This window comes from Nostoc sp. CALU 546 (assembly GCF_048836525.1).
Genome location: NZ_JAWJTF010000060.1, coordinates 1 through 13,851, shown reverse-complemented (window position 1 = coordinate 13,851; position 13,851 = coordinate 1). Strand labels below are relative to the sequence as shown.

General features: G+C 39.0%; 14 protein-coding genes. 10 read left to right on the top strand and 4 right to left on the bottom strand.

The genetic code is table 11. From position 1 onward, the window contains the following. Positions 1–92: 92 nt before the first annotated feature. A complete protein-coding gene (locus RRG12_RS25575) occupies positions 93–1,355 on the bottom strand; it encodes a response regulator (RefSeq protein WP_420761098.1) in 1,263 nt (420 codons plus the stop codon). Positions 1,356–1,412: 57 nt separating this feature from the next. Further along, positions 1,413–3,845, bottom strand: coding sequence for an MASE1 domain-containing protein (locus RRG12_RS25570; protein ID WP_420761097.1), 2,433 nt, complete (start codon positions 3,843–3,845; stop codon positions 1,413–1,415). A gap of 240 nt (positions 3,846–4,085) precedes the next feature. Between RRG12_RS25570 and RRG12_RS25565 the strand changes: the two genes are divergently transcribed. The 7 genes from RRG12_RS25565 (at position 4,086) to RRG12_RS25535 (ending at position 8,085) form a co-directional block, all read left to right on the top strand. After that, entirely contained in the window at positions 4,086–4,175 is a 90-nt protein-coding gene (locus RRG12_RS25565; protein ID WP_420761135.1) for a DUF7219 family protein, read from the top strand. A 36-nt stretch (positions 4,176–4,211) separates the two neighbouring features. Next, the gene (locus RRG12_RS25560) at positions 4,212–4,352 is read left to right on the top strand and encodes a diguanylate cyclase domain-containing protein (protein ID WP_420761096.1); all 141 of its coding nucleotides are present in this window, start codon (positions 4,212–4,214) and stop codon (positions 4,350–4,352) included. Between the two features lie 181 nt (positions 4,353–4,533). Then, positions 4,534–4,893 (top strand): hypothetical protein, encoded by a 360-nt coding sequence (locus tag RRG12_RS25555; protein ID WP_420761095.1) that lies wholly within the window; start codon positions 4,534–4,536, stop codon positions 4,891–4,893. Further along, a complete protein-coding gene (locus RRG12_RS25550; protein ID WP_420761094.1) occupies positions 4,877–5,335 on the top strand; it encodes a hypothetical protein in 459 nt (152 codons plus the stop codon). The genes RRG12_RS25555 and RRG12_RS25550 overlap by 17 nt, the downstream gene beginning before the upstream one ends. Then, positions 5,314–6,174 (top strand): hypothetical protein, encoded by an 861-nt coding sequence (locus RRG12_RS25545; RefSeq protein ID WP_420761093.1) that lies wholly within the window; start codon positions 5,314–5,316, stop codon positions 6,172–6,174. The genes RRG12_RS25550 and RRG12_RS25545 overlap by 22 nt, the downstream gene beginning before the upstream one ends. Positions 6,175–6,192: 18 nt before the next feature. Next, positions 6,193–6,510, top strand: a complete 318-nt coding sequence (locus tag RRG12_RS25540; protein WP_420761134.1) for a GGDEF domain-containing protein — start codon at positions 6,193–6,195, stop codon at positions 6,508–6,510. Between the two features lie 267 nt (positions 6,511–6,777). Further along, complete coding sequence (locus tag RRG12_RS25535) at positions 6,778–8,085, top strand: sensor histidine kinase (RefSeq protein WP_420761092.1); 1,308 nt, start codon at positions 6,778–6,780, stop codon at positions 8,083–8,085. A gap of 38 nt (positions 8,086–8,123) precedes the next feature. On the opposite strand, the gene RRG12_RS25530 is transcribed toward RRG12_RS25535, so the two are convergent. Beyond that, positions 8,124–11,270, bottom strand: coding sequence for an EAL domain-containing protein (locus RRG12_RS25530; protein ID WP_420761091.1), 3,147 nt, complete (start codon positions 11,268–11,270; stop codon positions 8,124–8,126). A 614-nt stretch (positions 11,271–11,884) separates the two neighbouring features. Between RRG12_RS25530 and RRG12_RS25525 the strand changes: the two genes are divergently transcribed. Genes RRG12_RS25525 through RRG12_RS25515 form a run of 3 tightly spaced genes read left to right on the top strand, consistent with a single transcriptional unit; the run spans position 11,885 to position 12,615 of the window. Continuing rightward, a complete protein-coding gene (locus tag RRG12_RS25525) occupies positions 11,885–12,040 on the top strand; it encodes a hypothetical protein (RefSeq protein WP_420761090.1) in 156 nt (51 codons plus the stop codon). Positions 12,041–12,045: 5 nt separating this feature from the next. Further along, complete coding sequence (locus RRG12_RS25520) at positions 12,046–12,432, top strand: redoxin domain-containing protein (protein WP_420761089.1); 387 nt, start codon at positions 12,046–12,048, stop codon at positions 12,430–12,432. Between the two features lie 54 nt (positions 12,433–12,486). Continuing rightward, on the top strand, positions 12,487–12,615 hold the full coding sequence (locus RRG12_RS25515) for a hypothetical protein (RefSeq protein WP_420761088.1): 129 nt from the start codon (positions 12,487–12,489) through the stop codon (positions 12,613–12,615). 164 nt (positions 12,616–12,779) lie between these two features. On the opposite strand, the gene RRG12_RS25510 is transcribed toward RRG12_RS25515, so the two are convergent. Further along, on the bottom strand, positions 12,780–13,851 hold a 1,072-nt coding region (locus tag RRG12_RS25510), incomplete at its 5' end, for an AIPR family protein (RefSeq protein ID WP_420761087.1).

The window sequence follows — 13,851 nt, the reverse complement described above, 5'->3', positions numbered from 1 at the left end:
ATTTAGTCTTCAGAATACCCCATCAATCAGACCACTACGGATTTGATTGAGATGGGGATGGTGTGGGTTGTGAGACTTAAACTATGTAAGTTCTACAAAGGCAACATAATTGCAAATTCAGTTCCTTGATTGAGTATGGAATTAACCTCCATTACTCCACCATGCTTTTCTACTACAATTTGATAAGCGATCGCCAATCCCAGTCCAGTACCTTTACCAACTGTTTTTGTTGTAAATAGATAATTAAAAATTTCTTGCCTCACCTCCTCTGTCATGCCAATACCATTATCGGCAATCCGAATCGTTACATATCCAGGGCTGGACATCTCTGTAAAGATGTTGATTGCTAGGGAATCATTGACTCGCTTGCCCTGCTGCCAAACATCTTCTAAAGCATCTACAGCATTAGCTATTAGATTCATGAACACTTGATTGAGTTGTCCTGGATAGCACTCAACCTTTGGTAAGGAAGCGTATTTTCTGACGACTTTAATTTCAGGTCGCTGTCCCAACCCTTTAAAACGATGTCGCAGGATTAATAATGTATCGTCAAGTCCCTCATGAACATCAAATTTAACCTTTACCGATGTGTCAGTCCGGGCAAAGTTTCGCAGTGACATGGATATTTCTTTAATTCGTTCTGTGCTAACCTGCATAGAATTGAGGAGATTGGGTAAATCTTCTAAAAGAAAGTCTAAATCTGTTTGAGCGATCGCATTTTGAATGACAGGCGGTAGTTGGGAATAATTTTCCTGACATAATTGCAGGACATGAGTCAGATCAGCAATATACTCTTGAGCAGGATGAATATTGCTAACAATGCAGCTAATGGGATTATTCATTTCATGTGCTACACCTGCTACCAATTGACCAAGCATTGAAAGCTTTTCTTGTTGCACCAGTTGCACTTGTGCCTTTTGTAACGCTGTCGTTCGCTCTGTAACCATTTGTTCAAGATTGTCGGTCAATTGCTTCAGTTGCAAATGGATTCGCACTCTGGCAATCACTTCTGTTTGTTCAAAGGGTTTGGGAATGTAATCAACGGCTCCTAACGAAAACCCTTTCACCATATTTCCAGTATCAGCCAACGCTGTCATAAAAATAATTGGAATGTTTTGCGTTAATGGATCAGCTTTAAGTTTCTGGCAAGTTTCAAACCCATCTATTCCCGGCATTTGCACATCTAACAAAATTAGAGCAGGTGGTTTATGCTGCACCATTTCAATCGCACTTTCTCCATCTTCGGCGACTCTAACTGCGAAACCTGCACTTTTTAGCGCTTGTGATAGTACTGACAAATTTGTTGGATTATCATCAACAATTAAAACAAAATCAGAGTTTTTCATGATTATCAAATATTTTTTATAAAATGAATTAACAAGACGAAAAATCTTATTAAGGATATTTACAGTTTATTTGGACTGGTTTATCCATTGATTTAATGCCTCTCGCAATTTCTTGATTTGGAAATTTTCGGCAAGTTGGATTACTTGTTGAGCGAAATCAAAATAAACAGGATGATTACTCTTTAAATTATTGGCTTCATGCAATATTTCATCAAGATTGCCATCTTTTGCTAACTCATACAAGTTAGTCAAAATCTCAATCGAAGGTAAAAAGGGATTCTGAGAATCTGACTGAATATGAGTTTGATTGCATTTTGAATCAACTTCTGATTCTGGTGCATAAATCCATACCAAATTTAATTTTAATTGCAGTAATTCCAGTAAAGTTTCAGCTACAACAGGTTTAGATAAGAAAGCATCCGCTCCAACATCTAAACTCCGATTTTGATCACTGTCAAACACACTTGCAGAAGAAGCAATGATTGCTACGTTTTTTAACTGAGCAGATTGCTTGATATACCGAATCAGCCCAAAGCCATCCATTATAGGCATAACTAAATCAGTAACGATCAAGTCAGGTTGAGATGTAACAGCCCGATCAATCCCCTCTTGTCCATTACTAGCTTCTATTAACTCAAATCCAATTGGTTCTAATAAATTAAGGATTACCGAACGGTTTTCCCACTTGTCATCTACTACTAAAATACTGCGTTTTTTGCCTTGATAGCCTGTAATAGCTCCTTGTTGCATTACTCTGGAACTTGCAGCCCATTGTTTTGCTTCTGGTAACTCTACTTCAAACCAGAAAATACTACCTTGACCAATTTGACTTTCAACTTCCAAAGCACTACCCATGAGGTAAACAATTTTTTGACTAATAGCTAATCCCAAACCTGTTCCTTCAGATTGTCGTTTGATGTCTCCTGCTTGCTCAAAGGGAAGGAAGATTTTCTGCAATTGCATCGATGTCATCCCAACCCCTGTATCTTCTACTTGAAAACGAATTTTATAATTAGTTATTTCTTGTGTTTCTTGACTACTGACCCTGGACGAATGATTAATAACGTTTACTTTTAAAGTCACCCCTCCTTTATCTGTAAACTTGACTGCGTTACCCAAAAGATTAATCAGAACTTGCCGCAGTCTTTTCTCATCCGCGTGGATACCAACTGGGAGTTGAGAGTTGGGCTGATACGTGAAGGAAATAACTTTTTGATCAGCTTTAATCCGACAGATTTCGACTACTCCTTCCAGAAACGAAGGAAAATGGAAATCGATGGGATGCAACTCCATTTTGCGGGCTTCGATTTTAGACAAATCCAGCACGTCATTAATTAAAGTTAATAGATGAAAGCCGCATTGATGGATAATTTCAATTCCTTTGTATCCTTTGTCGGACAAGGTTTCAGTCCGTTGTAAAATTTGAGTATAACCGAGGATGCCATTTAGTGGAGTTCGTAATTCGTGGCTCATGTTGGCGAGAAATTCACTTTTGGCTTGATTGGCAACTTCGGCAACAGTTTTTGCTTCGTTGAGTTGGGCAGTTCGTTCTTCAACTCGTCGCTCTAGTTCATCATTGGTTTGCCGCAGTATAATTGCTGATCTTTGGTTTTCACTAGTTACCGCAGAGATCACAAAGGTAGTGATAGCAATTACACAAATGAATGATTGCAACAAGATAAGTGATTCATTAGGTGAGAGTTGTTTAGCAAACGAACCAAAGCCTTTAACAGTACCAAAAACCGCGATTGCTGACATAATAAGTACAGCTAGAGTCGATATCCGCGCTTCAAATCGAAATGCCGTCCAAATTAATGGCGGAATGATCATGTATTCAATTGGGTATCCCCCTGAAAAAGCGACCCGAACAATCGCCATCATTGACAATAAAACAAATGCAAGTTCGATAATTTGTCGCCGATGGAAGCTTCTCGGCGATGGAGATTTTTGCAACCATGCCAGCACTAAAGGTGTAACAATTAAAATACCTGTGCTGTCTGATGTCAGCCAAGTTCGACAAATGTTACTAAATATTGACCAAGGTGCAATACCACTAATACAAAGCGTTAGTGCAGCCAAGATGGAACTGATTAGGGGGCTGGGTATAGTCAGAACCATAAATTTAAAAACATCTTGCGATCGCTCTAAAAAATGGCGACGCTTGATAAACTTATGAATTAAAAAAGTTGCTACGAAAGGAGTAATTAAGTTGATAGCCGAAATGATACTACTAATTAAAAGATTGTTCTTAAAAAAGAAAATATAACTAACAATAAAATCACTCAAAAATATGATGGGCCAGACCCGATAGCCTACCAATAACATTGCTGCTAAAAACACACCGAATGAAGGCCAAAATGCTGACGCACCACCGACAAATGTCATGGATAAACCTATGTATCCAAGTCCGAGGTGAACAATAGGAATGGTCAGGGCTGCTATTATAAATGGACGATCCAGCTTGGGTAGGAATTGCTGCCTTGTCGTAGTTTGCTGCATTTCTTGTCTCCGTGCAGATAGCTGAAGGCCAGTAACCCTCAACAAAGGTTGTCCAGTTTATAATTCCCAAAAGTAGTTGTGACTTCACGGAACTTAAACAAAAATTAAGCCCAAATAAAGCCAAAATTGGTTTTGTAAACAGTAAATACGTCCTAGTTCATCAGTCAAATTCTATTTAAACTTAATCTCCGGGTAATTACGTATTTTTAGCTCAAACAGTAAGTTAGTGACCCAAAAGATATTTACAACCAAATTCAGGCATTTTGGAAACAGTTAAAGCAGAGTAAAAAAGAACTCTTGATTGCTAAATCGCCACCAGCCTCAGCCTGAAGTTACTCTAATTTCGGTCGGCATCAAGAGAAACTCATGCCGAAGATTGCGGCATCACAATATTTTTTGTCAAAATCATCGCCTAACGCCCCAAAACTTATCGAATTTTTTAAATCTTCTAACGATAAATATGGTCATTCTCTGGGAGATACCTGCTTACAAACCCTAGCTATCTAATTGGTGTTGTTTGCAGGTAAACTGAAAAACACCTACCAGCAGACATTCCTCCGTGATAGTAAAGTTACCTAGCCACCGCCCGCAAAGACATTTCCCGGATGCCAAACGAATAATTGTGAAATGTGAGCTAAATTCATGTATACATTGCGACACAAAATTAGTTAACCTTCCATCTTGGCATATGCGGAAAACCATTCAAACCTTAAGCGGAGCAGTGTTTATAGCAGGTAAAGGGAAAGAATGTGCCAACGCTGAATGTGAATATTTTGGTCAACACTACTTAGCCTATGGTGTACTAAAATATAGTTTACCTCAAAGCACTTACGGGCTAGATGTGCTGGCATTTATCGGTTGGCAACATGAACATGAGCATCAACAGTTAGTTGAAATTCAACGAAAATTAAACCAGCGTGGTGTAGAAATTAACGAGAGTAATGTAGGGAAGCTATATCGTCAATTTCTGGCACTGTTGGGTGGAGCAATAGCGCATACCCAGGAGAAATTAGCTGCTACAGCCGTTGAACATGGTGGCAAGATGTAGGGCAATAGATGCCTTACAGCCAGAGGGTCACGGGACTCTGTTATACGTATTATATGAAGTATTAAGCGGTACAGCAGTAAGTGGAATTCAGTTACCACAGGCACAATCACAACGGTTAATTGAGTGGCTGCAACCATATCAGAAGTTACCGTATAAAGTGCTGGCAACCTTGTCAGATGGGGAATCAGCAATCATCACGGCAATGAATTCGAGTTGGCCAGATGCACCACATCAACGTTGTCAGGCACACTTCCTGAGTAATTTGAGTGAATCTGTGCTGTCATTAGATACAAAGCTCCGACAACAATTAAAAACAGATTTAGGTAGACTGCCAAAAGTCCCAGAGAATTCAGAAAGACCTCAAGACCCAAGTTCCGAACAGCAGTCAGATACTACCCCCCTTTTTCAGCAATCCCCTATTTGTCACGAGACGCAGAGCTAGTGGCCGTTGAAGCCCAAATTCGTGCGGCAATTCGAGATTGTATCAATCGCACAAGTCGCAAACCTTTTCAGTGGGGTGGCTTAAGCGGCTACCAACAACTAGAAGCCATAGGTGCAATATTACGTAGTTTACCATGTCGAGAAATTGACACAGATTATTTATCTCTGTTGTCAGTATGGGTGGACCTTGCTTTAAGCAACAATCTTTCCGTAGCGTTGGATTTGGCAGAAGCGCACAAGTGGTTGCGACAAATAGCTGATTGTTTGCGCTATCCTGAATACTCCAAACGTAGCGCAGATAATGTAATCGATATTACTCAAACTAATAGTTCACCCTTAACGAGCTTTCAGGTTCGGCGCGAGATGGAAGAGTTATTACAACAGTTTATGCCTGATCATCAACAAAATCCGGCACAGTTTACCTTAAAGAAAAAGTTACAGAAACTGTGGGATAAATACGGAACTAACTTATTGCACTGCTATGATATCCCTGGCTTGCCAGCAGACAATCTCAACATCGAGTCTTTGTTCAGTAATTTACGTCGCCATCAACGGCGAATCAGTGGGCGCAAATCCACCGTCGAATTGCGTGATTTTGGACAATATCAAGTTATCTTTGTCGCTGAAACTGAAAAACAGTTATTGGAACAAATTCAACAAGTACCTATAACTGAGTATAAAATTCAACGTCGTAAATTAGCTTTGGCAGAAGTTCCTCGCCAACGCAAACATCGCCTTCACCATGATCCAATTACCGCAATACAAGGTTTGGTCAATCAACATACAGAAATTCTCTCTCTGCTTGAGTCTCAAGCCCTAAAATACCAATTAGATAGCTAGGGCTTACAAAAGGTAGCTATTGCCTTAAAATACCAAGCCCAAAAAGCTCAAGATTTAGTAGCGTGTTATGGCGGGGAAGAATTTTCTCTAATTTTACCGAATACTGATCAGGTTAGTGCAGTTCATGTTGGCAATAGCCTGCAAGCTCAAGTCAGAGATTTACAAATTGTTCATGACGGGTCTGCCATCAATCAGTATGTCACCATGAGTCTGGGAGTGGCAACTATTATCCCTACTTGGAAGTCCTCAACTTCAGATTTGATTATAAAGGCAGATAAAGCGCTAACCCTGAGCAAAATCAGCATGTCGAAATTGCATTATCTCAAATTAACATAGGCAATGCTAATAAATTTACTTGCAGGGATTAAGGTTAGAAAAAAAGAGAAAATCCCATCTCTATGTAAGTTTTACAGAGCAGATTAATTTATATATAAAAGCCATTAGGAGTATTGCAAGAAGCTAGCTCCATTCTTTTAGAATACTGGGTACTAGCAATAATTAAAGTATTTACTGCTTTTTCTTTTACTATAAGAGACATTTTTATATTTAGAATATATAATTTGTTGTTAATGTTTTCGGAAATTTATTAGACAAAATTAAAATATGCTGGAATTATTACAAAAAATTTTTACAGATAGCTTATTTATTCCACATGGACATTGTTACCTTTGGAAGACAGGGTTAGTGTGGCTACATATTATATCAGATTCTTTAATTGCCCTTGCCTATTTCTCTATCCCCATCGCCCTTGTTTACTTTGTCCGCAAGCGTGAGGATTTGCCTTTTAAATCAATACTTTTATTATTTGGAGCTTTCATTATCTTTTGTGGTACAACCCATGTAATGGAAATTTGGACGCTTTGGCATCCAACTTATTGGCTATCTGGTTTTATAAAAGCTTTGACTGCTTTGATATCAGTTTATACAGCTTTCACATTAGTGCCAATAATTCCCCAGGCGTTAGCTTTGCCAAGTCCAGCACAATTAGAAGTAGCTAACAGTCAACTAAAAAATACTCTCAAAGAACTTGCAGATACGCAAACTCAACTTATTCAAACTGAAAAAATGTCTTCTTTAGGGCGGTTAGTCGCAGGCATTGCCCATGAAATTAACAACCCTGTTAGTTTCATTTATGGCAATATTAGTATTGCCAATGAATATACTGATAACTTGTTTAAATTAATCTCACTTTATCAAGAATGCTACCCACAAACCCTATCAGAAATTAAAATTTTAGCTGAGACGATAGAATTCGATTTTGTTAGAGAAGATTTACCAAAAATATTATCTTCAATAAAAATAGGAGCTGAACGCATCTGCGAAATTGTTCTATCGTTACGGAACTTTTCGCGGCTAGATGAAGCCGAGATAAAAAGAGTTGATCTTCACGAAGGTATTAATAGTACTCTCTTAATTTTAGGGAATCAATTAAAAGGTCAAGGAGAACATCCAGACATTGAAGTTATTAAAGAATATGGTGAACTCCCTCAAGTATATTGCTATCCAGGACAGCTTAATCAGGTATTTATGAACCTTCTGACTAATGCCATTGATACTTTGAGAGAGTCAATTGTCGGTTGCCCGTTACCAGAGAGCAATATTATAACAACTGGAAATAAACAATCAACAAATCACAATCCTCAAATCCGCATTGTTACTGAAGTTTTAGATAGTAGTCAAGTAATGATTCGAGTTATTGACAATGGCTGTGGGATGACAGAAAAAGTCAAACAAAAAGTCTTTGACCCTTTCTTTACAACTAAACCTGTTGGTTCAGGTACAGGTTTAGGAATGTCAATTTGTTATCAAATTGTAGACAAGCATGGTGGTCAGTTAAAGTGTATTACACAACCACTTCAGGGAACAGAGTTTCAGATCCAGATTCCAATCAGGAGCAAGTCTTTCTTCTGAATACTAGCATTTATTTTCTCTGAGTTAATTGTATGCTTTTATACGCTGAAAAAAGATTGCTCAGAAGCTAGTAAAATTTTTGCTTGTTCTTGAGCCAAGGGCTTTGAAAAGAAGTAACCTTGTGCTTGTTGGCATTGTAACAATTTAAGTTGTACTAATTGGTCAATTGTTTCTACCCCTTCAGCAACGACACTCATTCCTAAGTTATCAGCTAAAGTAACAATAGCCCGAACAATAGCGAATTGTTCAGTATCGCTATCAATTCGATTGACAAAAGAGCGGTCAATCTTGAGAACATCAATGGGAAAATTATGCAAATAAGCTAGAGATGAATAACCTGTCCCAAAATCATCAATACATAATTGCAAACCAAAAGCCTTAAGTTGCTTAAGGACGGAGGTCGCCTTTTCAGGAGAGGCAATAATTGCAGTTTCTGTGATTTCTAGCTTTAAGTTGCTAGGGTTAAGACTAGTATCTTCGAGAATTTGGCTGATTTGTTCAATTAGATCAGGTTGAGAAAACTGTTTACCAGAAAGGTTAACATTCACGGTCAAGGGCTTGATGGCAGGAAATTGTAGTTGCCACTGCCGCAATTGCTGACAAGACTCAGTTAGTACCCATTGACCAATTGGGATAATCAGTCCAGTTTCTTCTGCTATAGGAATAAACTCGGCTGGAGAAATGAGTCCACGTTCTGGATGTTGCCAGCGAACGAGCGCTTCAAATCCTGTAATTGTACCTGTTTTCATACAAATAATTGGCTGGTAGTAAAGGCACAACTCCTGTCGTTCAATTGCCCAGCGCAAGTCAGTCTCTAACTGCAACAGCGTTACTGCCCGATGATACATAGTGGTATCAAATACTATATGCCCAGTTTGACTCTGCTCTTTAGCACGGTAAAGAGCAGTGTCAGCATCTCGAAGTAAATCCGCAGGTTGAGCATATTTCTTTGTACCTAAAGCAATGCCAATGCTAGCAGTCATAAATACTTCATATCCGCACAAGTTGAAGGGCGACTTTAATGCCTGATGTATATGTTCTGCGATGTGTGTGGCATCTTCAATACTTTGAATATGGGAAAGTAAAATGGTAAATTCGTCTCCACCTAAGCGAGCAACAGTATCGCCAGGCTGGAGGCACTGTTGTAAACGTTGAGCAAGTGTTACCAATAGTTGGTCGCCAACTAAGTGTCCTAAGCTATCGTTAACGACTTTGAAACGATCTAGGTCAAGGAATAGGACAGCAAATAAATTATCTGGATTACTTTTTATCTCTGTAATGGCTTGTTCTAGCTTGTTTATAAATAAAATCCGATTGGGCAGTCCAGTCAGAGCATCATAAAAAGCATTATGAACTAACTTTTCTTCAAGAAGTTTGCGTTCAGTGATATCTGTTGCAATTCCATCGATACGAATCGGCTGACCACAAGCGTCATAAATTAAATGGCTTCGGTTCAACAGCCACCGTACCTGCCCATCTGGTCTGACAATTCGGTATTCTAGTTCTTGCTTGTCAGTTAAGAATAATGGTTGAATGGCAGCATAAACTAGTTGCTGATCTTCTGGGTGAATGACTTCAAACCAAAGATTAGAGTTCTCAAAAAATTCTGATACTGAATAACCATAAACTTTCAGGGCAGAGGGGTTGAGATAAAGGGTTTCAAAAGTATCAGCAGAAATTGACCAAATCACATCTTCAAGAGAACATAAAATTCCATCCAAACGTTGTTTGCTTTCTTGCAGTGCAGCTTCTGCTCGTTTCCGATCAGTGATGTTAGTAACCATCCCCAAGGCTCCAGCATAATTTCCCTGGTCGTCTAATAACGGGGCACAAGAAATAATTGCCCAGAGGTCTGAACCATCCTGACAGCGAAATTTGAAATCATGTGCTTCGTGAATCCCTTGATGACGACGCAAAAGGTAAGCATTGGCAATCTCCAACCCTTCAGAATCCATAAAAGAAAACAGCGTTGCACCCATCATCTCTTCAATGGTGTAACCCAACATTGTTGCCATCTGTTGGTTGACAAAAGTAGTACGATTGTCTCTATCGAGTACCCAAATTCCTTCAGTTGCTGTTTGTACAATGCGGCGATACTGTTCTTCTTGCTTTCGTAATGCTTCAAGAGCTTCTAGATGGTGAGTAATATCAGTTTGGATACCAATAAAATTAGTCAAATAGCCAGAATTGTCAAACACTGGAGCTAAGTAGAGTTCATGCCAAAACGGTAGATTATCCTTACGGTAATTCCGTAAAATGACATGACATTCTCTTCGTTCTTGAATTGCATTACGCAATTCCTGAAGAGCTAATTGCTCTGAATCGTTTCCTTGCAAAAAGCGGCAGTTTCGTCCAATAACTTCACTAGCACAGTAGCCTGTGATCGACTCAAATGCTGGATTAACATAAATGATCGGATTATCTGGTTGATTGGGATCTGTCAAAATAATCCCATTACTACTAGCAGCAATCGCACGTTCCATCAGATGTAAATCTACTTGTGGCTCTTTTAATCTTGAGACAGTTTCAACTGTTTGGATGCTCAGATTGTCGTCTGTAGTGCTTACAATCGAAGAGTTAACATCTACCAAGTTTGGCTGGCTGTGCGTGAAGTCAATGACATCTTTTAGCGGTTCTACAGTATTTGTTAATAATAAATTCTCCTGCTGGGTTTTTAAATGCTCAGTATTATTCGTAAATATGAATAGTGCCGCCAGTTTGTCTTCGTAATTAACAACCTTAGCTGAAATTTGTGCCTTAAAAGTATCACCGTTGGTTTTTTTGACTTCTACGGCATAACTATTGATGAGGTTGCCATTTTTAAGCTTGTTAACTAATTGAGTCCATAAACCGGGTTGAGCATAAAAATCAGGGATAATCCTGTCGATTGTTTGGCTTGAATCAATTCCAAAAAAAGGCGCTAGCAATTCGTTTTTAAAGAGAATTTGTTCGCTTTTCAGACATACAATTCCAATCGGAAACGGGCTAAGTTCCGTTAACGAATAAAGTATCTGCTCCCAGTCTATTTTTAGCGGGTTATCTGAAGCTTTCACCTCTGGCAACGAATTTTTACTCGTATAGCTACACCCCCTTATGTATTCTTCATTTAATAAAATCGGCTTTTTAGTAGGATTATTTGGCGTATACTGATTTTCGTACACATTCAAGTCAATAAAGTTTTTCAAGTTTGATAAATTACCAAATAGATTCAACCCTATATTTGAGCTTTCTAAAAAGCTATAACAGTTTGATAAATTACCAAATAGATTCAACCCTATATTTGAGCTTTCTAAAAAGCTATAACACAGAAATTATCTAACCCTATCAAATAGGAAAAAAACAGATGATTTTATTTTTACTATTGAATATAAAAGTTGGGTGCTTTTTCTAAAAATCTAATAATTTATCAAAAGATAAATTATTAGCATTTATTACAGCTACTTAAACACTAAATAGTTTTTGAGGTCAAAATATTCAGAAATTGAGACTTTTAAGCATTGGTTATAAAGTTTTTTTAACTATTTTTAATTTACCCCTTTAGATAGATGAAGTTACATTTTTTACAGAATCTTTACCTAAACATAATATTTCTTAATTTTACTAAGGGTTTCTAGCTAAGGCTGATATAACTTTTTTGCTTTGTTTCCTGACAAAGCTAAGAAGGTAAAAGGGGAACGGGTAAAAAGTAAAGGTATCAAAATTTCCTTTTCCAATGATACCTGTACCCCTTGTTGCGATTTGTGTGTATATATTGAATTCAGGTGTAATCCACTATTAGTAACTAATTGAGGAAGCCCTAATGAACCTTGCTCAAGAATTGACTAACTTGGTTATCCAAGCTCAAGCTCATCTTCCTAAGGGAGATCCAATAAATAAATCAGCCCAGCCCCTACGGGGTTCAGCAGTCGCTCATGGGGGAAACCCCCAAGACCGCGCTGCTTCACCGTATCAATAATATTTTTGGCAAAACCGAGAGATTTAGGCGCTTTCGCCCTCAAGGCGAAAGCGACGGCTGGGCTGATTTATTCTTGGCAAGTGCCTAAAGACAAGTTAGCTGCCATTGTTCAAGCGACTGAAGAACTTAGACAATCGGAAATTCTTAAGAACAGCTTAAATTTAGGCGATCGCGTCAAAGATTTTACTTTACCAAACGTGAGCGGCAATGCAGTTGAACTCAAGCAGTTGTTGGTAACTGGGCCAGTAGTCATCAGCTTCTTTCGAGGAACATGGTGTCGATTTTGCAACTTAGAGTTGAAAGCGTTGCAGGATGTTTTGCCAGAAATTCAAGCTCTTGGTGCTTCTTTGGTGGCTATTTTGCCACAGATACCAGATTATTATTCGATGTAAACAGCACAAGACAGTAGCTTAGATTTTGACGTTTTAAGCGATGTTGGCAATCAAGTGGCACGTAACTTTGGTATCGTTTACCAAATACCTGAATCGTTGCGTCCAATCATCCAAGGGTTAGGTGCTGATCTTTTAGCTGCCAACGGAGATGAGACTTTTGAATTGCCAATACCAGCTACCTAGTAATTGCTCCAGATGGTAAAGTTGCTTATGCCTTTGTTGATCCAGACTTTACAAAACGTGTAGAGCCGATGGAGATCATTGCAGTACTACTTGAGCTACAGGCTGGCACTTAAGCCCCTACAACGTTTAACCTTAATGAACTAAATCGAACAGTAAAAAGCTATTTATTTAGGCACAGTAGTCGCATTGCTTTTCCTTTTTGTCCTCTTGTTTGCACCTTCTGTAACCTTCGGTTCTTCTGACTTATTGGAGTTAACCATTTGCATCAAGTGCTGATTTAGATAACTCTGCGCCGAGATATACAGACTTTCCCAAATCTCTTGATTGCGGCTGATTTTTGTGCCGACTGTATTGCCTGCTGTTTTTTCCGACACCAAATACTTACGGAAGTAGTTAGTCCACAAGTGTTGCAGGAAATCTTCGGCGAATTCGTTAAACGGCAGAATCCATTTATAGTCTTTGTCCAAAAATACGCGATACGATGCAATTATCGGTAGCGCGAGGTCAGTTGGCGCACCAAACCCGAAAGAGTATTTGCTATCAGGCAATAGCGTCGTTTTACGTATATCAATTGATGCTAAATCGTTGGCACCCTTTCTTCTGGGGTTGCTGATATATTCTTGGATTATTTCGTACAGTCTTTGCTCTATCCACAGAGCATGAGTCAAGAGAGGCAGTAAGGCGGTTAATCTTTCCCTTTCTGCATCTGTGATGTTACTTGGAAGACTCATCCCTGCTGGGTGTTTGGTTCGTTTATTGCCGTCGGGGTTGTATTTATTTCTGTCGAGGCAGTAAAGGAGCTTGAGCAAATGGGTGACATTGCACTGAGCGTTTCTGGGAGCGCCGCTTTGGTTTTGATAATAAGCGATGCGGAATTTTCTATCTTCTTTCTGTTCTAGCTGGGCTAAGTACTGCTTGATGAATTTGTAATCACCCCTGGCGTTGACTTTGGAGCGAGAATCTACTGGCGTTGTAGTATTTGAAGCCAGGGCTATGTCTTTGGCTGATTCTTCAGTCAGTCCGATGTGGATCGTAACTTTTACCCTAGCTTCGGTTAAATCATATTTGTAATTTTTAGCTTGCTCAAATGCTAAAACTGTGTGACCACCGTTGATAATACCGTCGCTACCGCCCTCGTTAGCTTCTTTTACTTCTAGCTCCAGTTCAGTTTTGTTCTTGACAGGTTTAGTTTTATTGGCTGACAGAACGATTCCACTGTGGCGAGAGAAGAATTTT